Here is a 24,978-nt window from a genome sequence, read left to right on the forward strand (position 1 = left end):
AACCCCAGACCCTTCAGACCTCGTACAACGCCGGAAAGCCCGCGTCTTCCAGCATGGCGTTGGCTTCCTTCAAGAACCCCGGCGTGGCGGTTTCAGGCACGCGGACCAGCCATTGAACGGCTTCCTGCTTCTTGCCGCGCAGCAGCAGCAAGCGCCCCAGGTGGAACATGCCCCGGAAATCACCGCCCTCGGCGCAGCGCTGATAGCAATCGAAAGCGCGGTCAATGTCCTGCTCGACCACCTCGCCCGCTTCATAGAACCGCCCGACCACGCCAATCGATTTCACATGGCCGCCCTGCGCGGCTTGTTGGTACAAGGCCAGTGCCGCCGCCTTGTTTTGCGTGACGCCGCCCCGGCCGGCGCGCAGCATGTGCGCGTAGTTGTACATGCCCCAGTCCAGGCCACGGTTGGCGGCGAGCCGGAACCAGTACGCCGCGACGGTGTCGTCCGCCGCCACGCCCCAACCGTTTTCGTAGCAGCGGCCCACCATGTTGATAGCCATCGGATGGTCGGCATTGGCGGCGCGCTTGAACCAGGCCAGCGCGGCGTCGGGCTGGCGCGCCACGCCCACGCCGTCCAGCAGCATCTGGCCGTAGATGGTCTGGGCTTCGACCATCCCCATGTCAGCCGCGGCGCCGATCCATGAGGCATAGGATTCCGGCGGCCCTTCGCGCAGCTGGGCCAATTGTTCCGGCGTGGTGGCGGCGACATCGGCGGCGGTGTAGGTCTTCAAATCGTGCTCCTTCTACGGCGCCAGGCGTCCGCCAGATTTTGCGCCAGCGCGTCGCCCACGTCCGTGGGCAAACGGCGCACGCCGCAGGCCGCCATATCGACGGTGCGCAAACCTTCGTAGCCACAGGGGTTGATGCCCAGGAAAGGCGCCAGATCCATGTCCACGTTCAGCGACACACCATGATAGGCGCGGCCGTTGCGGATCTTGATGCCCAGCGCGGCAATCTTGGCAAGCTCGCCACTGTCGGGGCCCAGGTCGGGATCAGGCACATACACACCCGGTGCGCCGGGTTTGCGACAGGCGCCATTCACGCCATGCTGGGCAAGCGTGTCGATCACCGCGCCCTCAAGCAAGGTGACGTATTCCTTCACGTACATGTCCACGCGGCGCAGGTCGAACAGCGCATAGGCCATGATTTGCCCGGGCCCGTGATAAGTCACTTGGCCGCCACGATCGCAATGGACGATGGGGATGTTGCCGGGGTTCAGCACATGTTGCGGCAGACCGGCCTGGCCCAGCGTGTAGACCGGCGCGTGCTCGCAAAGCCAGATTTCGTCGGGCGTATCGGCGCCGCGCAGCGCGGTGTACGCCTGCATGTCCTGCCAGACCGGCAGGTAGTCCGCCGGCCGCGCGAGCCATTTGATCACGGCGATTCCGATTACACGATCACAGAACGATCGACACCATCGGATGGCCGTGCAGCGCCTTGTACAGGTTGTCCAACTGTTCGCGCGAGGTGGCGCGCACGATGAACGTCAGGCCCATGTAGTTGCCGCCCTTGCTGGGACGCATCTCGACCGTGGCGGCGTCAAAGCCCGGGTCGAACTGCAACACGACGTCAGTCAGCGTCTGGGCAAATTCGGGATGCTGCTTGCCCATGACCTTGATGGGAAAGTCGCTGGGATATTCGATAAGCGATTCTTCGGGCGGAATATGCATGAGAGTTACCTAGAGAGGTGGTTGCCCCTGAATGTTCTTATATGGGGGCAAGCTGCGCACAGGCAAGGCCGGCCGAAAGCGCGACGGGCGGCTGCGGCAGCCGCCCGGGACAACGGTTTACAGCGCGGCGATGCGGGCATCATAACCCGCTCGCAACTGCTCAAAAACAGGGCCGGGCTTGCCCGAACCCACCGGCTTGCCGTCCAGCGAAACGATCGCCAGCACTTCCTTGGTGGCGGAAGACAGCATCAGTTCATCGGCGGATTCCACCTCTTGCTGGGTGATGCGGCGCGCCTCGAACGGGATGCCCGCGGCTTCGGCCAGTTCGCCCATCAGGCCGTAGCGGATGCCTTCCAGGATCAGGTTGTTCTTGGGCGGCGCCAACAGCTTGCCGCCCGAGACTACCCAGATGTTGGTGGAGGACCCTTCGGTCAGGTAGCCATCGCGAAACTGCACGACTTCGTCGGCGTTCGCATCCACCGCCTGCTGCTTGGCCAGCACGTTGCCCAGCAGCGACACCGACTTGATCTCGCAGTGCAGCCAGCGTTCGTCCGGAATGCTGATGGCGGTCAGGCCTTGCGCGCGCTGCGCGGCGGGCGGCGGAGACCACGCCGAAATCATGCCGAACACGGTCGGCGTGATGGCCGCAGCGGGAAACTGGTGGTCGCGCTTGGCAACGCCGCGCGTCACCTGCAAGTACACGATGCAGGTGTCCAGATTGGTGCGCGCCAGCAACTGTTCGATCAGATCGACCCAGCCCGCGCGGTCCATCGGCGGCGTGATGCGCAAGGCGGCCAGGCTGCGGTCCAGGCGGTTCAGGTGCTCCGCCATGCGGAACGCCTTGCCCTGGTACACGGGAACGACTTCGTAGATGCCGTCGCCAAAAATAAAACCGCGGTCCAGGACAGAGACTTTCGCCTCGTCGACACGCAGGAACTCGCCGTTGAGATACACCTGGCTTTCGCCCGGCACGCCCGGAATCATGGGGTACTCCTGAAGGATCAAACGTCGCGGACAAGCCCGATGGGCTTGCCTGTAAATGGAAAACGGGCGTTTCGCACGAAACGCCCGCTGCTAGCTTACACCCGTGGCCGCGCCCGTGGCACGGCGCGGTGCGGTGCGCTTACTGGAACCAGCGCTTGACGGTGTCGACCATGCGGCCAAAGAAGCCGGCGCGTTCGACGGCGTCCTGCACGACCAGCGGCTCAGTGCGCAGCACCTTGCCGTCCAGCGTGAATTGCAGCGTGCCCACCTGTTGGCCCTTGGCCAGCGGCGCGATCAGCGGATCGGTGCGCTGGGCAACCGGCTTCAGGTCGCCGGCCTTGCCGCGCGGCACGGCAATCGACACGGGCTTGGGCGGACCCAGCTTCACGTTTTCAGCGGTGCCTTCCCAGACGCGCGCATCGATGCCGGGCTGGCTCTTGTCGAACAGCTTGACGGTGTCGAAGTTCTGGAAGCTCCAGTTCAAAAGCTTCAAGCTTTCTTCGGCACGCGTGGCTTCGCTGTCTGTGCCCACCACCACCACCAGGATGCGGCGGTCGCCGCGCACGGCGGTCGACACCAGGCAATAGCCGGCCGAGTCGGTATGGCCGGTCTTCATGCCGTCCACCGACGGGTCGGCCCACAGCAGGCGGTTGCGATTGGGCTGCGTGATCTTGTTGTACGTGTAGCTCTTTTGCTTGTAGTAGTGGAAGAAGTCCGGGTGATCGGTGATCAGGTGCGCGGACAGCGTGGCCAGGTCGCGCGTGGACGTCATGTGCTGCGGGTCGGGCAGGCCGGTGGCGTTCATGAAGTGGGTGTTCTTCATGCCCAGGCGTTCGGCTTCCTGATTCATCAGCGCGGCAAACGCCGATTCGCTGCCGCCCACGGCTTCGGCCAACGCCACCGAGGCGTCGTTACCGGACTGCACGATCATGCCTTGGTTCAGTTCGTCGACCGTGACGGGCTTGCGCGGTTCGATGAACATGCGCGAACCGCCCGTGCGCCAGGCGTGCTCGGACACGGGCACGGTCTGTTCCAGCGTCAGGCGCTTTTCTTCCAGCGCGTTGAACACGACGTAGGCCGTCATGATCTTCGTGAGCGAAGCCGGTTCGACCTTCATGTCGGGATTGGACGCGGCAAGGGTCTGGCCGCTGTTCACGTCGATAACGATCCAGGCCTTGGCCGCGATGGTGGGCGCCGGCACCGCCGACACATCACCCACCGGCACCACGCCCGAGGCTGACGGCGCCGGCGCGGTGGCGCCCGCGGCGGCAGGGGCAGCGGCGGGCGCTTGTTGCGTCCAGGCCGGCATCGAGGCCGCAAGCAGCGCCGACAATACCGCGCCCGTCAGCAGACGGCGGGTAAAGACAGCGGGGGATTGAGCGGAGTAAGGCAAATTCTTCATCGGCAACGTGGGTCCAGGAAAGACGCCCGCCGGCGCGGGGCTAGTGGCTGACAATTATAGGCAGGCGATTGGACCCGGCCGGTTCGCGCGGGGTTCCCGGTGCATTTAAAACATGCAACCTGATGCAACCTGCTGCCTTCGTGTGGCCGGTTCAGTCCAACGCGACCTTCAGCCGCGCCTGGATCAACTGGCGCAGCACCAGCAGCTTGCCGTGAAAGAAGTGCGATGCGCCCGGCACCACCACCACCGGAATCGAACGCGGACGCGCCCAGTCCATGGCTTCGGACAGCGGCACCACCTCGTCTTCTTCGCCGTGGACCATCAGCGTATCGTCAGGAACCTGGACTTCATGCGACTGAAACCGGTTCACCGCCGGCCCCATCAACATCAGCGCGGACGGCAGCTTGGCATCGCCCGCATCCGCCAGCGCCGCGTAGGTTTGCGCCGCGACCGCGGTGCCAAACGAAAAGCCGGCCAGCACCCAGGGTGCGTCGGCCAGTTCGGGATGCAGCTCGCGCATTTGCGTCACCACGGCAAGCATGTCCTGGGTTTCGCCGACCGACTTGTCGAACACGCCTTCGGACTGCCCGACGCCGCGAAAGTTGGGGCGCACCGCCACCAAGCCATGCTGCACGCAGGCGCGCGACACGGTGGTGACCACCTTGTTTTCGCGCGCGCCGCCTTGCAGCGGATGCGGATGCAGGACCAGGGCCCAGCCTCGCGGCGTGCCGGCAGGCCAATCGACAGCGCAATCAATGCGGCCAGCGGCGCCGGCGAAGGCGTGGGTATCAGTGCGTGCGGACATGGTTCAACTCAACGTGCAAAAAGAAAATGAGGGAGTAAAGCCTTGGATTCAATTGCCGGGCCGTGACCCGGCAGAGGGATTGAATGCGGGCTCGAAGTTCGGTCCGGGCCGGGGGCCGAATCCGCGCCGGGGCGCAGTTTCTGACGTAGCACCGGATGCCACCGCGGAGGCGGGTTCGGACGTGGCGGCGGAGGCGCTTCGCACCGTCGCCGCCAACCATTGCGCCAGCTGATCCGAGGCCTCGTCCGTGGCTTGCCGCAGCGCCGCGACGCCGCCGGCGGCGTCTTGCGTCGGCGTCGGCACGCGCACCGGGATGCGCTTTTGATCGACCACGTTGCGGCCATTGAGCAGCACTGCCTGCAACAGGATGCGCCCTTCGCTGGACCGCCCGTCATCGGCATACACCTGCTCGAACTGCATCAGCGTCAGTTGCAACTGCGGCATCTGAAGATTGACGCGGTCAGCCAGCACGGCGCCCTGACGAGACAAGCGGTCGGTGATGCGCTGGCGCACGAGTTCGGACGGCGACGAGGCCCAGCGGAACGTGGCATACGCCCGGGGCGCGGCGCTGTCGCCCACGCGCCAGATCATGCTGGTGTCCGACAAGGCGGGCGGCGCTTGCACGCTCATGGCGATCGGTGCGCGGGCCGGCAGCGCCGGCACGGGTTTGGCGTCCAACCCCAGGTCGAACACCGAGGGCGGCGCCGGCACGCGGCCGATGCCGCAGCCCGCCAAGGTCAGAGTCAGGGTCACGGTCAATAACAGTACGGCGCTGCGCATTTTCATTTGGGCTGTCTCCCGAATCCGGCAAAGCCGGCTTCGCCAGGCCCGGGCGCAACGGGCGCCGGGCCGAACAAGAACGATTGCGGCGTGCTGTCGACACGGCGCAGGGTGACGGTCGCGCCACGCGCGGCGGCGCTGACGTTGGTGGCCATATTGGTAACGGCGGGCAGGGTTTCGCCATCCAGGCGCGCGGCGGCCAGCGCAATGTCGTTAAGGCTGCGCGTGGCGACCGACAAGGGGCCGTCGGGCGCATTCAAGCGCGCCAGCGCCTGCCGCGCCTGTTGCGCCAGGTCGGCGATTTCGCGCGCGGCGCGGTCCGCCTGGCGCGACGTCGTGCCCAGCGAGTCGATCAGCGGTCCCAGCTTCGCCATGGTGGGCGCGAGGTCGCGGCTGGCTTGCCGCAACGACTGCGTGATGTCGGTGGCGTTCTGCAAGGTGGCGGTCAACGCTTGCACGTTCTGTTCGCTGAGCACGCGGCGCAGCTGCTCGGTGGCCTCTTCCACGTTGGATATCAGCTTGCCGCCCCGCTGCTCGATGCGGTCAAGAAAACCGGGGCGCAGCGGAATAGCGGCGGGATGCTCGGCGGACGAGGCCAGGCGCTTCAGCGACGAGCCGTCGTCGCGCAGTTCCACGTTGGACATCCCCGTCACGCCTTGTACGCCCAGCTCTGCCCACGTTGATTCGGTGATGGGCGTATTGGGCGCCACGCCGATGCGGATGCGCACCTGCCCCGGCTTGTTCGGGTTCAGCGCCAAGGACTGCACCTTGCCCACGGGCACGCCTTGATAACGCACCGCCGATTGCGGATTCAAGCCGCTGACGGCGGTGGCCGACACGATCTCGTACGTTTGCAGCTTGGTGCGGTCCCGCCCGATCCACACGGCGATCAGCGCGGCGGCGGCCAACAGGACCAGCGTGAAGATGCCGGCCATGAGCGCATGACTACGGTTTTCCATGATGCAACCCCTTCGGCGCCAGGTCTCCAAGCGCGCGCAAGCCGCGTTCGCCCAGAAAGAATGTATGAATGAACGGGTGATCGACCTTCAGGACTTCCTGCACCGTGTCGCACACAATCACCCGTTTGTCGGCCAGCACGGCGACACGCGTAGCCAGCGCCAGCAGCGTGTCCAGATCGTGCGTCACCATGACGACGGTAAACCCCAGCTGGCGGTGCAGGCTGCGCACCAGATCCACGAATTCGTCCGAACGCAGCGGGTCCAGCCCGGCGGTAGGTTCGTCCAGGAACAGCAATTCGGGGTCCAGCGACAACGCACGTGCCAGCGCCACGCGCTTGACCATGCCGCCGGACAGGTCCGACGGCCGCTTGTCGGCGTCCTTGGCGGATAGCCCGACCATGGCCAGCCGGCACATGACGACATCGCACACCAGGTCTTCGGGCACCGTTCGCAGTTCGCGCAATGGCAGCGCCACGTTGTCGAACACGGACAGCGCCGAGAACAACGCCCCCGCCTGAAACAGCATGCCCCAGCGGTAAGACAGGCGCCGGCGCTCGCCGGGCGACAGGTCGAACAGCGAATGCCCCAGCACTTTGACGGAGCCGGCGGCAGGTTGGTCCAGGCCGATGATTTGCCGCAGCAGCACCGTCTTGCCGGTGCCCGACCCGCCCACCAGCACCAGGATTTCGCCGGGGAAGACGGTCAGGTCCAGGTTGTCGTGCACCACATGGTCGCCAAACGCCGTGCGCAGCCCGCGCACCGTGATAACGGGCTCGACGGTGACGCTGTCGTCGGTGAACAGGCGGTTTTGCGTGGCGCTGTTCATCAGATGCCCACCGAACTGAAGATGATGGCGTAGAAGGCGTCCAGCAGGATCACGCCCGTGATCGATGTCACCACGGATGTGGTTGTGCCCCGGCCCAAGCTTTCGGTATTGGGCTGGATGCGCAAGCCAAAGTGGCAGGCGATCAGCGCGATCAAGATGCCGAAGGTCACGCCCTTGAGGATGCCGATCCAGTAATTGGTCAGCGAGATGGCATCCGGCAGCGAGGTCAGGAACCACTGCGGCGAGATACCCAGCTGCATCTGCGCGGCCAACATGCCGCCCAGCAAGGCCATGGCGTCCGTCCACAAGACCAGCAGCGGCATGGTCACGGCCAGCGCCAACACACGCGGCAGGATCAGGCGCTGCCCGTGCGAGATACCCATGACGCGCATGGCGTCCAGCTCCTGCGTGACGCGCATCACGCCAATCTGCGCGGTGATTGCAGAACCAGACCGGCCCGCCACCAGAATGGCCGCCAGCACCGGCCCAAGCTCGCGCACGATGGACACGCCCAGCAGCCGCACGATAAAGCGGTCGGCGCCGATCATCTGTAGCTGCTGCGCCGACAGATACGACAGCACCACGCCGATCAGAAACCCCACCAGCGCCGTGATGCCCAGCGCCTGCGCGCCGGTGCGATACACCTGCGCCGAGATCTCGCGCCAGGGTCCCAGGCGCGGCCGGCGCAGCATGGCGCCCAGGTCCAGCATCAATTGGCCCAGCATGATCAGCAGCGCCCGGCCGTTTTCGGCGGCTTGCAAGATGGCGCCGCCCAGGCCGCGGATCCAGGCTAAGGTTTCGGGCTTGGGCGGGGCCGTCTGGGCCTCGCCCTTGTTCATGGCCAGCGCGTTGAAAACATCCTGCTGGCCGGCCGACCAGCGCACCCGTTCGGGCAGTTTTTCGCCCCAGGCCTGCCAGATCAGCAAGGCGCCGATGGTGTCCAGGCGGCTGATGCCGTGCAGATCCCAGCGCACGCCTTCCTGGGCCGCGCGGGCCATGGCGGTGCGCCGGCGTTCGACTTCGCCGGCCTGTGCCAGGGCCAGGACGCTCCAGTCGCCCGCCACATGGCAGACTTTTCCGTCCAGACGGAAAGGCGCGGCGGCGGACGCGGATGAAGCGGAATGCGGCATGTAGGCGGGGCACCGGATGCAAAATGTATCGCCAATGATAAACGCTTGCGCCCCGAAAGACCGCGCGTGCCGGCCGCGTGCCCTACAATCGCCGCCATGTCCGAACACGTCCGCCCTATCGACCTGCCCGCGCCGGAAGCCCTGGCCCGCGAGCTAGGCCAGCGCCTGCCTGTATTCCAAGACATCACCTGGACCGGCAACACCGGGTCGACCAATGCCGACCTGCTGGCGCGAGCCCGCTCGGGGCTTGGCGCGGCCAAACCCTGGCTGTTGGGCGCCCATCTGCAAAATGCCGGCCGCGGCCGCGCCGGCCGCCCTTGGCAAAACCGCGCGGGCTCCACGCTGATGTTTTCGTGCGCGTACGACGTGCACCTGCCCGCCGCGCAATTGCCCGCGCTATCGCCCTTGGCCGGCGTCGTCGCCTGCGAGGCGCTGCGCGCCGTTGCCGGGCCGCGTGCGAACGGCCTGTGCATGAAGTGGCCGAACGATGTGCAGTGGCACGACGCCAAACTGGCCGGGGTTCTGGTGGAAACCACCCGCAATCCAGGTGGCCGCGAGGCCGGCTACACCGTTGTCATCGGCATGGGTGTCAATTTGCGCGACGCGGCCGAGCTGTCCCGCGCGCTGGATCGCGATGTGGCCGATTGGACTCAGGTGCAGGCCGAATCCGGCCTCCTGCCCGACGCCGCCGACCTGATCTGCGCCAGCGCCACCGCCTGGCACGACGCGGTTCAAACCTTGGAACGCGAGGGTTTTGCCGCGTTTCAGCATCGTTTTGACCGAGTCGACGCGCTGGCGGGCCGGCCGGTGAACGTGCTGGAAAAAGGCGATATCCTACTTAGCGGCACCGCCTGTGGCGTGGACGAACATGGCCGCCTGCTGGTGCAAACGCCCCAGGGCGCCACACCGATTTCAATTGGTGAAATCTCGATTCGACGCCAAGCATGATTATTCTTATTGATTCCGGCAACAGCCGTTTGAAGGTGGGTTGGCTGGACGCCAGCAACCGCGATATGCCGCGCGAGCCGGCGGCGGTCGCCTTCGACGGCCTGGACCTGGATGCGCTGGATGGCTGGCTGGCCGCGCTGCCGCGCCGCCCGCTGCGCGCGCTGGGCGTGAACGTGGCGGGCGAAGCCCGCGGCACGGCCATTGCCGCCATCCTGCAAAAACACGGCTGCGCGGTGACGTGGTCGCCTTCGCAGGGCACGACGCTGGGGCTGGTCAACAGCTACCGCGTGCCGACGCAATTGGGCGCCGACCGCTGGGCGTCGCTGCTGGGCGTGCTGTCGCGCCTGCCCGGCGCCCATCCCCCCTTCGTGCTGGCCAGCTTCGGCACGGCCACCACCATTGATACCGTCGGCCCCGACAACGTCTTCGCCGGGGGCCTGATCCTGCCGGGCCCTGCCATGATGCGCAACGCGCTGGCCCATGGCACCGCCAACCTGCCCATCGCCAACGGCCAGGTCGTGGCCTACCCCGTCGACACGCACGAAGCCATTGCCTCCGGCATTGCGGCCGCGCAGGCGGGCGCGGTGGTGCGCCAATGGCTGGCGGGCCGCCAGCGCTACGGCGAGACCCCGCAGATCTACGCGGCGGGCGGCGGCTGGCCCGAAGTGCATCAGGAAATAGAACGCCTGCTGGCCGATGCCGGCGGCGCATTCGGCGCCGCGCCGGTGCCGGTGTACCTGGACCACCCTGTCCTGGATGGCCTGGCCGCGGTCGCCCGCGCCACCCTGGACCTCAACGCCTGAACAAGGCCCGCCATGCGAGTGCTCTTCATCCTGATCCTCTTGGCGAACCTGTGGGTGCTGGCGCTGGGCCAAGGCTGGATCGGCGTGCGGCCAGAAGACGAAGGCCGCGATACAAGGCGGTTTGGTCAGGAATTGAATGCGGATGCGGTGAAGCTGGTGGGGCGGACGGCGCAGTGATCGGGCGGGACCTCTGCTGATTCAGGGCTGCGCGGCGATCCCAGTTCAGTCCAGCCAAGACGCCAGCGCGTCCATCGTCCGACGCGTGGCGCCGGCGTGCAGCTCGAACCAGCGACGCGCAGCCCGGCTAGCCTCTTGGCGCAGCGCTTCATCGTGCACCATCGCTATCGCGGCATCCACCGCCCCGGCAGGATCGGGCTGGCGCACCACCGCCCCCGCCGCAATCGCATCTTCGGCCGCCTGCTGGAAGTTGAAGGTGTGCGGCCCCACGATCACCGGCACGCCCGCTGCGCAGGCTTCGATCAGGTTCTGCCCGCCCAGCGGCGCAAAACTGCCCGCGACAATGGCGACATCCGACGCAGCGTAATAGAAGGCCATTTCGCCCAGGCTGTCGCCCAGCACCACGGCGGTTTCCGGGGTCGGCTCGACGCCCGCGCTTCGCCGGATGAACGGTAGCTTTGCATCGCTCAACAGCCTGGCCGCCTCGTCAAAGCGTTGCGGGTGTCGCGGGATCACCATGAAAAGCGGCGCGTCCGGCTGCCCGCTGTAGCGCTTGATCGCGTCGATAAAAGGCGCGTCCTCGCCTTCGCGGGTGCTGGCAATCGACACAACCGGCCGACCCAGACGCGTGCGCCATTCTCGGCCCGCCTGAACCTGCGACGCCGGCAGCAACAGGTCGAATTTCAGATTACCGGTCACAGCGGGCACGGGCGCGCCCGCCTGCACCAGCCGCGCCGCGTCTTCCACCGTTTGGGCCAGGACCATATCGAGGCCGGCCAAGGCTTCGTGCATCACGCCGCCCATGCGTTTTGCCTGGCGTAGCGACGACGCGGAATATCGCGCGCTGACCAGCGCCATCGGCACCTGCGCGCGTCGGGCGGCGGCCAGTAGATTTGGCCAGATTTCACGTTCGATCAGCAGTCCGCAGCGCGGCTGGTAGCCGCGCATGAAGCGGCGGGCAGCGCCCGGGAAGTCGTACGGCAGCCAAGCTTGGCGCAGTTGGCCCCGGCCAATGGCGTCGGCGAACAAACGCTGGCCTTCAGCGCGGCCCGTGGCCGTCATGTGAGTCAGCAGCACGGGCAAGCCGCGGTCTAGCAACGCTTGCAGCAACGGCTGCGCCGCGCGTGTCTCGCCCAGGCTGACGGCGTGTACCCAGACGGGGCGGGTCCAGGGGGAATCGGCGGTGGTGGAGACAGGGGCAGCAGCCTGCGACGCGGCAGCCCAAGCGAAAAGCGGTTGCCCATCCGCTGGATGGCCGAAACGCTCGCGCGAAAACACCTCCCACTGACCGCCCGCCCGTTTGGCGCGACGCGCCATCCACAGCCACAGCAGCGGCGCCAACGCCCGCAGTGCCAGCGTGTAGACGCCGCGATTCATGTCAGTGCGCGGCCAGCGCCTGCTCAACCGAGGCCATCACCGCTTCGCGCGATGGAGACGCGCCGCGGTCGCCCAGGCTGGCCGTGTAGTTCGACCCGACCAGCGGTGTGCGAACGGGGGTGGAAGCGCGGTAGATGCCGATGGTGGGGCGGCCCAGCGCCGCCGACAGATGCGTCAGCCCGCTGTCCAGGCCCACCATCAGGCGCGACCCGGCCAGCAAGCGCGCCACGTCGGTCAGGTCCATGCGCGGCATGACTTCGGCGCCTTCCATGCCGGCCACAAGCAGGCTCGCGCGCTCGGCCTCCGCGTCATTGCCCGCCAGCAGTTTCAGGGTGCAGCCGGCTTCGCGCAGGCGGCGGAATACCGCGCGCCAATCCTCTTCGGGCCAGAGTTTGTCGTCGCGGCTGGCCGACGGCATGATCACTGCGTAACCCCGGTCGTTGTCCAAATGATGCAGGCGCGGCAGTTCAGCGGCGTTCAAGCCGTCGCTGCCGACTTCAACCACGGGTTCCACAGGCTGACTGGCCTGCCGCACGAAATTCTGCAATCCAAAGTCCGGCAGCCCGGCATGCTGGTAGCCAAAGGTCAGCGCGGCCAACTTGCGCTGGCGGATCACGGCAGGCTGCCAGAATTCCACGCGGTGACGCACGTTGTAGAACAGCGACGCCAAGGGCTCACGCGCCGACCGCCAATCCAGCCCATGCCGCACGCCGCGCGCCTGACGCACCAGCCAAGCAGATTTCAGTAGCGCCTGCATATCCAGCACGATGTCGTATTGCGTGGACCGCAGGCGTTCTTTCAATGCTTTGCGCTCGGCTCGCACCTGTGAGGACCACCACGATTTTCGCCACCGGCGATGCGCGACTTTGATGATTTCGTTGACTGCTGGGTGCCAGGACGGAATCTCACCGAATGCCTCTTCGACGACCCAGTCGATCTGTGCGTCAGGCACATGCCGGGCTATGTCGGTAATAGCCGGCAGCATGTGGACGAGGTCACCTAGGGAAGACGTGCGGACGATGAGAATGCGGGTGGGCATCAAAACTGACGATCGTGCAATTGAAGGAGCGAATGTACAACAAACATCGCTTGCCACGAAGGGCGCAGGGAAAACTGGCGCTCCCACCGGCGAATACCGCGAAACTAGCTCGGCCGCTCAAACTGGCGGCGCCAAACCTGCAGGGCGTCTAGCAACTTTTCCCACTGACAGAACTCCCGCTTCTCGTAGTAAAGCGCGCCATCGTGCGGACGTTGCAGCAGGCGCGTCAGGTCAAGCGGTTGGGTCGCCTGGCGCCCGTCCAAGACGTAATGGGCAACAACAAAGGGCAACAGACCCAGCCACGTCTTGGTCTGCGATGGATATCCAAGACAGTATCCGATGAACCGCATCCGGAAATGCCACGGGATAGGCGAGTAGGTGACGGGGCCGTTGCCTACCAGCGGAAGCTGCACCCGGAATAGCGGCCCCTTGCAGCGGTAGGCGTTATATAGCGAAAACTGGCGGCACAACAGAAGACACCCCAGACGATGGCTGACTATTGCCACCAGCGCATGCAAAGCATCGTGGTCATGGTGTCCGCCTTCCCATGCGGTGACATAGATTGCCTGCACAGCCTTGAATCCCGCCACCCAATTCTCGATCCAAGCGCCTGCCGCATCCAGGTTATCGACTAGGCGGCCATCCGAAATAGACAGCATTTCTCCGGCAAAAACGACGTCGGACCCCGCCACGCCCAGCTTGCGCAACACCGTCAGAGACTCGTCGTTCCGGCGTTGAACAGAAACGCCGCCAAACCCCCCATCGGTCAAATAGCAGCACACCACTCTGCGCCCCTTACGCCTTTCCTCAGCAATCGCGTGGAAAACGCCAAACTCATCGTCTTGATGCGCAAAAAAGAAAAGAGCAATCGGCTCGGATTCGACGGCTTCAGTATGCATCAAAGTCCAGGAACGAAAATGCCACTGCCCCCGACTCCAACGTAGGCAGATTGGCCTTCAGTGGACGGAAAATAAAATTCAAAGGAGACGGACGGAACCGCTGCGGAATGCTGATATAACGCGCATAGTTGCACGCTCCGGCCGGATACAAACCGAGGAACAGACGCAGCGGTGACGCTTGCACTCCGGGGCCTGAGTACCCTTTCCCGAGCTCAGCACTCTCCAGTTGGGCGTAAGCCGAAAGCAGGCGGCCCTTGGCCTCGGCGAAGAACTGGCTGAAATCTCTGCCCGAGCGAGGCGAAATCCTGTTGACCGGATTGGCACAACGCCAGTTCAAATGCTCGCTCGTCCACACCCGCTGAAACTGTGCGTCCTGTTTCAGGCGCTGTACGTCAACGTCCAGGCTTCCAACACCAACACGAGCCTCCAGGGGCTGCACGAGCTTGAACCCCAGCTTGCGGACAAATCCAGGGGTGCTGTTCGCATTGGCGACGCCGTGGACAGCATCGAATCCCAGGGCCCCAGCAGCATCGTAGGTCGCCTGCGCCAGCTTCGTGAACAGCCCGCGCCCCTGAAATGACGGGTGTGTCGCCGTATTCAGCGAAAGCAGCATCTTGCTATGCGTACCCGCGAACGAAACGATGGTGGGAATGCACACGTAGTGCGCCGCAAGTTCATCGCCTTCCCATGCATCAAATCCCACGGCGTTGCCTGCGGGATTTTTCGTATAAAGCCAATTCAGGCCTTCCATGCCGAACTTGGCGGAAGGGGGAAAACAACGTGCAAAAAGCCCGGAATAGCTCTTCAACGAGTTTTCGTCGAACTGGATCGGCTTGATATTCATATATTTGAACGAGTAGTCCGACAAGCTGCTCGCAAGATCGCGTTTTCGCCGGTCCTGATGGGGGTGTGTACAGGCTCGTCAGCTTAGCACTAAAGAGATTGACCGGGCAGACCTTGAATCGGCCTTGGCAATGGCCCGAAGATGCCGCCCTAGCTGCCGTAGCCGTCAGGATTCCCTGATTGCCAGCGCCAACCGTCCGCGCACATTTTTTCAATATCTCGTTCCGCCTTCCAACCGAGCAATCGGTAAGCCAACGCCGCGTCTGCCCATGCTGCAGCGATATCGCCAGGCCGGCGCGGCTGGATCTCACAGGCGATCTTCTTGCCACTGGCCTGCTCGAACGCCCGCACCAGCTGAAAGACGCTTGTCCCTTTGCCGGTTCCAAGGTTAATCGCAGAAAATGGGTCTGTCGCCCCACATGCGTACTGCACAGCCCGCACGTGGCCGTCGGCCAGATCCTCGACATGGAGATAGTCTCGTACACCAGTGCCATCGACGGTGTCGTAATCATCACCGAACACCATCAATTTTTCCCGCTTGCCCACAGCAACCTGCGTAATGAAGGGGAATAGGTTATTTGGCGTGCCTTGCGGCGCCTCACCCAGGATGCCGCTGGCGTGCGAACCAATGGGATTGAAATAGCGCAGCGCCACCGCTCTACGGTCTTCGCCGGTCGCCGCCCAATCCTTCAGCATTTGCTCCACTATCGCTTTCGTCCATCCGTAGGGGTTGGTCGGTGCGATTCGATGGTGCTCGGAATAGGGCAATTCGGTAGGCTCGCCATAAACGGTGGCGGACGAGCTGAATACGAGATGACGCACCTGCGCGCGGTCCATCGCCGACAACAAGGCCGTGGTTCCGCCCACATTGTTGTCGTAGTAGGCGAGCGGGTTCGCGACAGACTCGCCAACCGCCTTCAAGGCAGCAAAATGCACCACGCACTGGACGCGACTCCCGTCCTCCATCTTCCGCTGGAGCAACTCGTCCAGTATTTTTGCGTCCCGAACATCGCCTTGGACGAATTCAATCGACGTTCCGCTCAACTGCTCCACCCGCCGAAGCACTTCCGGCACGCTGTTGGAGTAATTGTCCAGCACGACCGTACGGTAGCCAGCCATGATCAATGCAAGCAGGGTGTGCGAGCCGATATAACCGGCCCCGCCGGTCACCAATAATGTTCTATTTGTCATTTTGAATGTGAATGTCCTTTTCCGACGCGCAATATGCGCTCGTACAGAAATTGCCGGGACCGATCAGGCAAAATTCTAACGGGCAACCGGGACGCCAGATTCAACGCGAGGCGAAACAGACCGATGAACCCCGATCGGTAAAACGCCCATTGGGCGCGGCACTCTCCCGCCACGTAGGCAAAGCCGCCCCGGCGCGCATACATTCCAGCGCCCGCCCGGGCGTTGACTAAGACCACGGGTAGATTCGCCGTACGCGCGCCCGCTTGAATCATCCGGACCCATAGCGCATAGTCCTCATACAAATGCTCATTGCGGTAACCGCCCAGCGACAACGCCAAGTCTCGCCTGAACATGACCGTCATATGATTGAATGGGTTACGCCGCTTGGCGTAGGCCAGGATGGCCGCATGGCTTTCAGGTACTCGGCGCAGACGTCCCTCGTCCGAACCGGGATCCGTCTCGAACTCCCGTATCCACCCTCCTGTAAGATCAATCTCAGGGGCAGACATAATCAATCCCAATTGCCGCGCAAATCTGTCGGCAACGATCAGGTCATCGGTATCAAACCGGGCAATCCATCCATAGCGGCATTGCTTCAACCCTTCCGTGAGCGCCAGTCCCAGCCCCACGTTCTGCGCCAGAGGGACCCGCCGGAACTTCAACGCGGCTTCGTGATGCCGAATGACGTCGTGAAGCGTGTCCGGCAGCGGCCCGTCTTCCACCAGGACAACTTCGGGAAGCTCGACGGTTGAGGCCCGAAGGCTCCACAACGCGGCGTCAAGAAACGCGGGATTTTCCCCTCGATAGACCGACATGAGCACCGAAAACATCAGACCCGGCGCTGACTGCTCCAGACCTGAGCGACCGTTCTCAGCAGTATGCGCTTCGAGATGGTTCACCGGACTAGTCTCCGGAGTCTCGAGTATCCACGGTATACCGCCACTACAACCTTGCGCAGCCTTGGCTTCTGCATCATCGAACGAATCAAATTGACCAACTCGATTTCTTTCTCCGACAGACTGGCCCCGGCCAGCTGGGCGCTTCCTTTACCACCATCCGTGTTCGCCAAACTGAACAGGATATTGGCATCAAGGCGGCTGAAGCCTACAAGATTCCGCACAAGCCGGCGACGGCCAAAGTACTTGTTATATGTTTTGGACATGCTGCCAGGGGTGTTTCGATACAAATACCCCAGCGTCGGGATCAGGGAGAAACGCTGACCGGACCACGCCAGACGGGCAAAAAATGCCCAGTCTTCCCAAACAGACCTGTCCGAATCGTCCCAGCCCCCAAGTTCAAGCAAATGCGCCGTGCGCACCATGACATTTGCGGTAATGTACTGATTTTCCAGTATCGCGAGCGCCTTGGCTTCAGGCACACCTAGCGGCTTCCAGAACCATCCGTCCCGCAGCGGTTCAGTGGTCTTCGGCAGCGACTTCACATCCGTAAAATGCAACGCGAAGCCCGTTGCGGCCACCAGCGACGCATCTAGCGACATTGCAGCCCAAGCCTCTTCCAGCGTCTGCGGTAACAGAACGTCGTCGCTATCGACGAAGAATGTCACCGGTGACCGCGACAGTTTGAGCCCGGTATTTCGCGCCCCCGCCAAGCCGCGATTCTCCTGGCGATGAAGACGGACGGTAATCTTCTCGCCAATTATCCGATCGATCAGAATGCGCAGCTCGGCGTGATATTCCGGAGCCGATCCATCGTCGATAACGAGAAGCTCCGTTGGTCTCAGTCGGGATCGGGCAATTGAAACCAGTAACTCTTCGACGTAATCCACTGGCGTGTTGAAAACTGGCACGACTACGGAGACATCACATGCCGGGGTGGCCTCGAAAGCCCGCCAGTCCGGAATCCGAGACGGCAGATCGGAGCGACTCCAGCCTGCGTTGATGGCGCTTTGCCTGGCCCTTGCCCGCTTGCGGGATGCATTCAAGTCGTCGCCGTATTCTTCGGGAGACATACTCAGGACTTGCCCAAGTTTTTTCGCGAGCGACGCGGCGTCCGGAGCCGAAAAAAACCGCTCGACGTGCTCCGGATCATCAACGACTTCGATCGCTCCCCCGGTGTTGTAAGCCACAAACAGCGAGCCCAGCAGTAACTGCTCAAGAACAACAAAGGGATAGTTTTCGCCCCGCGACGGCACAACGAACAAGGTATCCGACAGTCTTTCATACACGAACGCCAGCAATTGCTCGTGTGTCAGATGCAGATCTTTGTAGTTGCAGATGGCTGCGAGCCTCTTTCGATCTTCATTTCCCGGCCCCAGCGGCCCCAGCGACACGACTTCAGCGATGTCGCGCAGATGATCAGCAGCGGCAAGCGACTCCATTGCCGCCAGGAAATCCGGCCATCCTTTTAACTGGTTGTACTTTCCGATAAAGACGATACGCTTTACCTTCTGAAAGCTTGTGGTCTGTGCGGGGGGCAACAGATCAAGGTCGAAAGGCAGCTTCCTAATGGAGAGATTATTTAGTTCATAACCGAACTCCTGCTGAAGCAGGCGTTCGCCCAGGTAGCGGGAGGGCGCAAAGCACTCATCCGCATACTTGAACAAATAGCTGTCGCGGACCGCCCAGGCCAACTCGTGCGGCGTGTAGTCCATGGACGATTCATTCTGCACCCCGTATTTCACGTAGTCGATAGACCCATGCATGAACACGCGCAGGCGCAGCCATTGGGGCAGAACGCCAGTCTGCTTGGCTTGTACGACGCGAAAGCCGATTGATTTGTAATCCTGCGTCTCTACCAACGTTACTCGCGGCAACAAGTACAAGATGCCTTTCAGCGCCTCAAGCAAGCCCAGCCCGTCGAAAAAGCTGTCAGGGCTGATACCGTCGAAGAACATACGTGGCACAAACGTGCGTCCGTCCAACCCACCGGGACTCAGGTCGACATCGCACATCAAGGCGCAGGAACGCGGATCCACCGCCTTGATGTTCTTCACATAGGTGCCAATTCCACCGGTGGCGCGAACGGTGGCATCCTCCGTTGTCAACAGCAGCTGATCGGCGTCCAGCAGTCCCGCCGAAAACCCTAGCCCTTCCAAGTATCGGCCATACGCCTCTCGCTCCACGCTAGCCTCGACGAGCACCGCAGATGTCGTGGAGGTTCGTTGGCGATACGAAAAACCGCTCGCCTCAAGGAAATCCAAGAATTGCTTGTGAGTCCAGGTTGGGGTGTCCGACAGCTCTTTTTCCGCCACGAACAGAATCGGACTCGCAACGTCGAGGCTGAGGCGCTTGAGCGCGGCAAGCAGAGGCCTGGGGTCGATTAGCTGCGCGAGCAGGCGGACGGACACGATCCAAGCAGTGCCTGAAGAGGAATGCGAGCGGACAAGCGCGTCCACCTGCCCCGTCCAGTTATCAAGCGTCCAGGCCACGGGAGGTGCCTCCAAGGCGGCGCTTCGGCCTGGATCATGAACGATCACCGGCACCGACGCTTCAATCGGGCTAAAAGCGCCTACGAGCACGGCCTTCTGGACCTGAGGGTCGCTCAGGTACTGGTCCAGGTCCGCCGACCAATACGGCCCAGCAGCGCTCAACGGGTCGCGCCCCAACCTGCCGAGCGCGCCACCGCCTTGAATTCCAGAATTAGCGAATGCGCCGATCTTTTTTAAGCTCATATATATGCGGGCCGAATATGTGGCCCATTTTTACACCGTCTAACTAATGGAGATTTTGAATGGGGCCGAGCGTCCGGCGTTCTACGCCGAGTGCGCAGTCAATACGTCATCAAAGAACTTTTCGTACGCCTTGGTGGTTTTGCTCCAGCTCCAGGCCTGGATCCGTTCCAGGTTTTCGGTGGACAGGCTCCGCAATTTCTCCGGCTGTACCAGAAGCTGGCGTATTTTTTCGGCAAAGGCCTCGACCGAGCGTTCCGTAACGATAAATTCACTCTGCCTTGGGCCGAACGCCTCCCGGACCACTCCTACGTCGTGAGTGACGACAGGAACGCCGCAGGCCATGGCCTCCAATATCGGATTCGGCGTACCCTCAAACAAGGACGGGCAAACGTAGAGGTCTATAGACCCATAGAAAGCGGGCATCTCTTCATGCGGAATAAACCTTATCTGCCGGTCCGCGAAACAGGTGTCAATACGATGGCCTTCCGCTCTCAGTATCTCGAGAGTCGGGATTAAAATCGAATTGAAACCTTTGGCATCTTGCAGCTCCGTAGCCCACCTGCTATTTCCCGCCCAGCCGATCACCAGTGGGCGTCGACCGACTTCGCCGAGCCTCTCCAGTCGGGCGGGACCGAACCGTTCCAGGTCCACGCCGTCGTGTGTCACGATGGAGGGTGGCGGAAAATCTTCCAGGCCTTGATAGATGCCCTCCAACCGCTTCGACGACACTGTATAGGCGGCCACACGATCCTTGAAGAAGGCGGCACGCTCCTGGACTTCTTCCGGGCCGAGAAACAAATGATCGTATACACTTGTCGTTACGGGTTTGCTACGAACGAATCGCTTGTCAAAGATATCAAACGGAACACCCGCGCGCTGGACATGGTTTATGCACCAAGGACTTTCGATCATCCGGAAATACTCCCGCCAAAAGAAATGCACTAGATCGCACTTCTCAGCGGCCATGAAGATATGATGTACATGCTCCAGGACTTCCGATGGAATGATTTTAAAATCAAACCGATGGGACAAATGAAGCTTGAGCTGGCGCGCGATGTTTCCAAATGCCCAATTATCCGTATCTATGACCAAGGCGATTCTTGGTTTGCTGCTGACAGACTGCACGCGACGGACAGCCGTCGGCAAAGCGTCAGAAACTATTCCAAGCTGCGCATGACGGCGGGCAATCCATCCTTCCAAGCCGTCGTTCCATATATCGAAGCCGTGCTTCTTCTCCATGTGACGGGCGGAATCATGAATCATCTGCCGTGAAAACCGCTGGCGCTCATAGGCTTGATCGGTTTCATCTTGAGGCGCGGGATGATCGTGCACCAAAACGACATGGCCTGTGACGCCAACTTTGTAACCCTCTTGGAAAAGCCGGATCGAGAAGTCGATATCCTCGAAGCCAATAAACATATTGTCATCGTAGCCTCCCAACTTCTCAAACGTCGAGCGCTTGCACACGCACGCGCCTCCGAGCAGGAAAGTCGAAAGAAAAGGATCGCCTTGGCGATCCTCGGTTGGCGCCTGCGCCAAGGCACTACTCGCGCCTACGTGCAACGCACCTACCCCTATCCCAACATGCAGATGCCCGCCGAATGAGAATATCGTCTCGTGGTCGGGATCTAGTAGCGGAACATTCAGGAAGTGGCACCCCAGGACCGCTATATCATTCTGAATTTTCGGCAGAGGGTTTGCCAGAAAAAAAATATCATTATCCAGGCAAAATACCCAGTCTTTCTTTGCCTGCGCAAATGCGCGATTCCTACCACCAGCCACGCCGTAATTCCTGCCCAGCTCTATCACGCGCCAGTTCAGTTTCAACTGCGCGCAGCCTTCGTACAGCACTTGCAAAGCTTCCGGCGTCGACCCATTATCGACGATCAGTATTTCTCCCGCGAAGTACGGTACTTGCGCAGCGATAGAATTGATAAGACGCAGGGTCAATTCGCTTCTGTTGAGCGAGAGACATGTAATTGTAAGATTCTCACCATTCCCGCCGATATTAGGGCCAGCAATACTGGCCGCATCGCTTGCCAGAACGCGATGGCGCGGGTCGGAAACATATGAATAGGCTGTCACGCCAGGAGCGAGGTTCGCTTTATAACCCACGATCAACGGTCCCCGGTGCCTTTGAAGGCCTTTACGGCTATTGCGCGGATCCAATGCGGAACTTTGTCCCGCAAACGGAAGTATCGTGCAGCGGGCAAGGCCAACTCCTCCATTTTCTCTTTAAGGGCAGCTATTTGCCCAAGCAACTGCTCGATTTCAAGTTCCTTCGCCCGCAACTGCGTTTCCCGCTCGGCGATGGTGCTCTGAGTTAACGCCAGTTCGGTATTTGCCGCTTGGGCTCTGAGGGCCGCATCTCTGGCAATGCGGTCGACGTCACCCGACGCAATGGCATCGAATATATCTATCGCTGACACCTGGGGTTGGGACTTCGCCTGCTGCCCCGCTTCCTCGCGAGGCAGCTGCCCCTGAAAGATCCCCTTCTTGAAGCAATCCATGGACAGCGGAAGGATAGCCGTACCGGCGTTGGACCGAGATCCATATTCCGGTTCGCCCCAGATGCCGAGGAAGTAGCTGGCGTTCTCTGCCCCGGGCCCTGCATTCAACTCCGCAGGCACGAATTGCGCATGCAATGTCTCCGAGGTCTGCAGCATCTGGACTTGTCCCGAGCGATTGTCGTCAGCCAAGTACTCGTCGAGCTGCAGATTCGCAAATCCTGTGATCGGACCGCCGACAAACCATGCAGATGCCTGCCCTAGGACGCCCTCGGTCATTGTTCGGAATTCGTCTAGTCGGTATTTTCGAAGATGGTAGGGATTGCGCTCGGCGTCGGTCGGAAAATACCACCAATCATTGGGACAACTAATTGCGACAACCCCCCCCGGTTTCAACAAATCGCGGATATTGCGCAGGAATAACTCGGGGTCCTGCACGTGCTCAATGGTTTCAAAGGAAACGATGAGATCAAAGCTATTTAGTTCAAAATGGCGCGGTAACGTCTCCGCGTCGTTCTGAATAAACTTTACGTTCGGGCTGGAAAAATGTTGTTGCGCACTTGCTATCGCCTCGGCCGAAATATCGACGCCCACAACCTCGCTGGCACCCCAGTTCGCCAATAGCCGCGAGCCATAACCTTCGCCACACGCGGCGTCCAGCACGCGCTTTCCCACGCATAGTTCCTTGGCAAAGGAATATCGCGCGATGTGAATTGCCGCCTCAAACCCGTCGTAGCGGCCGCTCTGTCCAAAACTCAGTCGTTCCATTATGTATATGTGCTTTTAGTCAGGTTTAGTCGCGACGCTGCTGAATTCAAATTCCCACTCGCGAGGCAAGCTCATTACGCCAACTGCCTCGAAGTCATCTGAGATCTGAAACGGGCAAACATTATTGGCTTCTGCATGCACGACGAACCCTCCGCCGTCGTTGATGGCTACACGCCACTTGTATGACCCACTCAAGAGGGGAACACTGGGAAAGTTGATGCTGAATTGGCCCGCCGGCGCCCCCGCATGGGCTGGGTACCCATCCATCAACGTGGTCGTGCCACAAATATACAAATCGTCGTGACGATACAGATTAAAAACAAAACTCATATCTTCTGGAACGATCGGACTGACCGCATGGAACCGCACATTCAGCCTCAGCGAAGCTCCGGTGCTGATCCGGTCCACCCGGTCGCCGACAGGCGTCGAAAGCCAGACGTCATCTATCTCGTAGAGCCTATCGGGCTCTTTGCGATACAACGGCCCCGCCTTTCCAGAAGCTCTAGCAACATCGACATGCGGCCCGAAGCCGGCCTCCGAAGCGTCGGCGCTCGGCGGATTGGAGTGGTCCAACTCTTCCATCTCCGCAGGCACGACAGTATGCTTGCCTGCCGCCTCTTCCCTGGCCTCGAACTCGCGCAATGCCGCCTGCATGTCGATGGTGTATTGGTCGATCACCCTGCCAGCGGGCCCGAACGCCTTTTGAACGCCCCGCTCAAGATAAAGCGCTCGCTGACAGATGGATTTGACCTGATATTGATCATGGGACACAAACAATATTGTGCATCCCATATCGCGGATTTCGTAAAACTTCTTAAGGCATCGACGCTGGAAGGCCGCGTCGCCGACTGCCAAGATTTCATCCACGATGAGAATATCGGGCTCAGTGTGGATGGCTACCGAAAACGCAAGCCGCGCAAACATGCCACTGGAGTACTTCTTTACCGGACTCTCGATGAATTCCCCGATGTCGGCGAATCCAGCGATACTGTCAAATCGCTGGTCAATCTGCTCATGCGTCAGGCCGAGCAGTGACGCGTTCAGGTAGACGTTTTCGCGGCCAGTGAATTCCGGATTGAATCCAGCGCCCAACTCGAGCAAGGCCGCAACGCGGCCATGAGTCGTGACCGAACCTGTGGTGGGTGTGACCGTGCCGCAGATCATCTGCAGCAGCGTCGACTTTCCAGACCCGTTACGGCCCACGATGCCGACGGTCTCGCCTTTTTTCACATCGAAAGACACATCCGACAACGCCCAAAATTCTTGCGCGTAGCTTTTTACACTGCGTCCGAAAAACCCCGCCCCGCGCGCGATCAAAGCCTCTTTCAGGCGGTCCTGCGGCTTGGAATAGATCGAGTATCGCTTGCCAAGGTTCTCGACGTGTATGGAAACTGTATCAGAGCACATCCGCGAACCCTTTTCGTACTTTCTGAAACCAAATGAGCCCGAGCACTGCCACGGCCAGCCCAACAACCGTATATATCCACCAGCCAGTCCAGTTGAATGGTTGCCCAAAGATGACCGCATTGCGCGTCTCTTCGACGACAAATGTAATTGGATTCAATTTCACGTACTTTTGCATCCGCTCAGGGATGGCGGACAGAGGATAGAAGATTGGCGAAATGAAGGTGAGGACAATAGTAAATAGCGACACGGCCTGGGCCATATCCCGGATGTAAACGCCTAGGCCCGCCAGAAACCAGGAAAGTCCAAGGCAAAGGAACATGAGAGGTATCAGGATCAACGGGAAATACACCACCGTCCAAGGAACGCTGCCGATGAATATAAGCTGCGCTGCAATCAGGACGACCAGGCTCACCAGCAAATGAAACAGCGCCGATCCCAAAGCAATGACGGCCAGTGTTTCCAACGGAAAGACCACCTTCTTGACATAAGTAACGTTTGATAGGACCAACGATGGCGCGCGGTTGATGCATTCAACAAATAGATTGTTCATGATGAGACCTGCGAACAGGATCACCGCAAAATCCCCATGCGAGTGCGGAGCTGTTGCCCCTGCCCCTCCCCACCGCGCCTTGAAGACGACAGAGAACACAAACGTGTAAACGATCAGCAGCAGCAATGGATTGAAGAACGACCACGCCAAGCCAAATACAGATCCTCGGTAACGGCCCAAGACTTCCCGTTTCACCATTTGCAGTATCAGTTGGCGATGGCGGGTCGCCATGCCGCGCACTACGTTCACCACTTCGGAAATCAAGAATTACCTCTCACAT

At 61.5% G+C, this 24,978-nt stretch carries 23 protein-coding genes and 1 pseudogene; 3 read left to right on the plus strand and 21 right to left on the minus strand.

The features are described from left to right. Positions 1-13: 13 nt before the first annotated feature. From AC0Z35_RS06705 to AC0Z35_RS06750, 10 genes and pseudogenes are all read right to left on the minus strand, one after another. Positions 14-733: a tetratricopeptide repeat protein gene (locus AC0Z35_RS06705; RefSeq protein ID WP_485131073.1), complete on the minus strand. Its 720-nt coding sequence runs from the start codon at positions 731-733 to the stop codon at positions 14-16. Continuing rightward, positions 730-1,380: a lipoyl(octanoyl) transferase LipB gene (gene lipB, locus AC0Z35_RS06710; protein WP_485131072.1), complete on the minus strand. Its 651-nt coding sequence runs from the start codon at positions 1,378-1,380 to the stop codon at positions 730-732. The genes AC0Z35_RS06705 and lipB overlap by 4 nt, the downstream gene beginning before the upstream one ends. 19 nt (positions 1,381-1,399) lie before the next feature. Further along, positions 1,400-1,672 (minus strand): YbeD family protein, encoded by a 273-nt coding sequence (locus tag AC0Z35_RS06715; protein WP_006216435.1) that lies wholly within the window; start codon positions 1,670-1,672, stop codon positions 1,400-1,402. Positions 1,673-1,789: 117 nt separating this feature from the next. Further along, positions 1,790-2,656 carry a D-amino acid aminotransferase gene (locus tag AC0Z35_RS06720; RefSeq protein WP_162941297.1) on the minus strand — a complete coding sequence of 289 codons (867 nt, stop codon included), beginning with the start codon at positions 2,654-2,656 and terminating at the stop codon, positions 1,790-1,792. Positions 2,657-2,795: 139 nt separating this feature from the next. Next, a complete protein-coding gene (locus AC0Z35_RS06725; protein WP_046802956.1) occupies positions 2,796-4,058 on the minus strand; it encodes a D-alanyl-D-alanine carboxypeptidase family protein in 1,263 nt (420 codons plus the stop codon). A 151-nt stretch (positions 4,059-4,209) separates the two neighbouring features. Continuing rightward, positions 4,210-4,863: an alpha/beta hydrolase gene (locus AC0Z35_RS06730; protein ID WP_219991413.1), complete on the minus strand. Its 654-nt coding sequence runs from the start codon at positions 4,861-4,863 to the stop codon at positions 4,210-4,212. A gap of 186 nt (positions 4,864-5,049) precedes the next feature. Continuing rightward, positions 5,050-5,649, minus strand: a pseudogene (locus tag AC0Z35_RS06735) (ABC-type transport auxiliary lipoprotein family protein); the annotation flags it as partial. Next, positions 5,646-6,602 (minus strand): MlaD family protein, encoded by a 957-nt coding sequence (locus AC0Z35_RS06740; protein ID WP_332609529.1) that lies wholly within the window; start codon positions 6,600-6,602, stop codon positions 5,646-5,648. The gene AC0Z35_RS06740 and the pseudogene AC0Z35_RS06735, both read right to left, overlap by 4 nt. Further along, positions 6,589-7,428 carry an ABC transporter ATP-binding protein gene (locus AC0Z35_RS06745; RefSeq protein WP_046802952.1) on the minus strand — a complete coding sequence of 280 codons (840 nt, stop codon included), beginning with the start codon at positions 7,426-7,428 and terminating at the stop codon, positions 6,589-6,591. Before AC0Z35_RS06745 ends, AC0Z35_RS06740 begins: the two co-directional genes overlap by 14 nt. Continuing rightward, on the minus strand, positions 7,428-8,558 hold the full coding sequence (locus tag AC0Z35_RS06750; RefSeq protein WP_485131071.1) for an MlaE family ABC transporter permease: 1,131 nt from the start codon (positions 8,556-8,558) through the stop codon (positions 7,428-7,430). Before AC0Z35_RS06750 ends, AC0Z35_RS06745 begins: the two co-directional genes overlap by 1 nt. 96 nt (positions 8,559-8,654) lie before the next feature. Here AC0Z35_RS06750 and AC0Z35_RS06755 point away from each other — a divergent pair, with 96 nt between their 5' ends. Genes AC0Z35_RS06755 through AC0Z35_RS06765 form a run of 3 tightly spaced genes read left to right on the plus strand, consistent with a single transcriptional unit; the run spans position 8,655 to position 10,486 of the window. After that, entirely contained in the window at positions 8,655-9,506 is an 852-nt protein-coding gene (locus AC0Z35_RS06755) for a biotin--[acetyl-CoA-carboxylase] ligase (protein WP_485131070.1), read from the plus strand. Further along, entirely contained in the window at positions 9,503-10,309 is an 807-nt protein-coding gene (locus AC0Z35_RS06760; RefSeq protein WP_046802950.1) for a type III pantothenate kinase, read from the plus strand. Before AC0Z35_RS06755 ends, AC0Z35_RS06760 begins: the two co-directional genes overlap by 4 nt. 12 nt (positions 10,310-10,321) lie before the next feature. Continuing rightward, complete coding sequence (locus AC0Z35_RS06765) at positions 10,322-10,486, plus strand: hypothetical protein (protein WP_185975327.1); 165 nt, start codon at positions 10,322-10,324, stop codon at positions 10,484-10,486. A 45-nt stretch (positions 10,487-10,531) separates the two neighbouring features. Here the strand turns inward: AC0Z35_RS06765 and AC0Z35_RS06770 are convergent, their stop codons facing one another. The 11 genes from AC0Z35_RS06770 to AC0Z35_RS06820 all read right to left on the minus strand — a co-directional run bounded on the left by AC0Z35_RS06770 (position 10,532) and on the right by AC0Z35_RS06820 (position 24,962). Next, the gene (locus tag AC0Z35_RS06770; RefSeq protein ID WP_485131069.1) at positions 10,532-11,863 is read right to left on the minus strand and encodes a 3-deoxy-D-manno-octulosonic acid transferase; all 1,332 of its coding nucleotides are present in this window, start codon (positions 11,861-11,863) and stop codon (positions 10,532-10,534) included. 1 nt (position 11,864) lies between these two features. After that, the gene (gene waaC / locus AC0Z35_RS06775; RefSeq protein WP_485131068.1) at positions 11,865-12,902 is read right to left on the minus strand and encodes a lipopolysaccharide heptosyltransferase I; all 1,038 of its coding nucleotides are present in this window, start codon (positions 12,900-12,902) and stop codon (positions 11,865-11,867) included. A gap of 104 nt (positions 12,903-13,006) precedes the next feature. After that, entirely contained in the window at positions 13,007-13,801 is a 795-nt protein-coding gene (locus AC0Z35_RS06780) for a PIG-L deacetylase family protein (protein ID WP_485131067.1), read from the minus strand. Further along, a complete protein-coding gene (locus AC0Z35_RS06785; RefSeq protein WP_485131066.1) occupies positions 13,791-14,669 on the minus strand; it encodes a GNAT family N-acetyltransferase in 879 nt (292 codons plus the stop codon). The genes AC0Z35_RS06780 and AC0Z35_RS06785 overlap by 11 nt, the downstream gene beginning before the upstream one ends. 125 nt (positions 14,670-14,794) lie before the next feature. After that, the gene (galE, locus tag AC0Z35_RS06790; RefSeq protein WP_485131065.1) at positions 14,795-15,835 is read right to left on the minus strand and encodes a UDP-glucose 4-epimerase GalE; all 1,041 of its coding nucleotides are present in this window, start codon (positions 15,833-15,835) and stop codon (positions 14,795-14,797) included. After that, on the minus strand, positions 15,832-16,734 hold the full coding sequence (locus tag AC0Z35_RS06795; RefSeq protein WP_485131064.1) for a glycosyltransferase: 903 nt from the start codon (positions 16,732-16,734) through the stop codon (positions 15,832-15,834). The genes galE and AC0Z35_RS06795 overlap by 4 nt, the downstream gene beginning before the upstream one ends. Then, positions 16,731-19,466, minus strand: coding sequence for a glycosyltransferase (locus tag AC0Z35_RS06800; RefSeq protein ID WP_485131063.1), 2,736 nt, complete (start codon positions 19,464-19,466; stop codon positions 16,731-16,733). Before AC0Z35_RS06800 ends, AC0Z35_RS06795 begins: the two co-directional genes overlap by 4 nt. An 81-nt stretch (positions 19,467-19,547) precedes the next feature. Next, positions 19,548-21,581: a glycosyltransferase gene (locus AC0Z35_RS06805; protein ID WP_485131635.1), complete on the minus strand. Its 2,034-nt coding sequence runs from the start codon at positions 21,579-21,581 to the stop codon at positions 19,548-19,550. A gap of 2 nt (positions 21,582-21,583) precedes the next feature. After that, positions 21,584-22,741 carry a class I SAM-dependent methyltransferase gene (locus AC0Z35_RS06810; protein WP_485131062.1) on the minus strand — a complete coding sequence of 386 codons (1,158 nt, stop codon included), beginning with the start codon at positions 22,739-22,741 and terminating at the stop codon, positions 21,584-21,586. 15 nt (positions 22,742-22,756) lie between these two features. Continuing rightward, positions 22,757-24,148, minus strand: coding sequence for an ABC transporter ATP-binding protein (locus AC0Z35_RS06815; protein WP_485131061.1), 1,392 nt, complete (start codon positions 24,146-24,148; stop codon positions 22,757-22,759). Then, positions 24,138-24,962, minus strand: a complete 825-nt coding sequence (locus tag AC0Z35_RS06820) for an ABC transporter permease (RefSeq protein ID WP_485131060.1) — start codon at positions 24,960-24,962, stop codon at positions 24,138-24,140. Before AC0Z35_RS06820 ends, AC0Z35_RS06815 begins: the two co-directional genes overlap by 11 nt. Positions 24,963-24,978 lie beyond the last annotated feature (16 nt).

This window comes from Achromobacter sp. 1L-A-4-B-C2 (genome assembly GCF_057291955.1).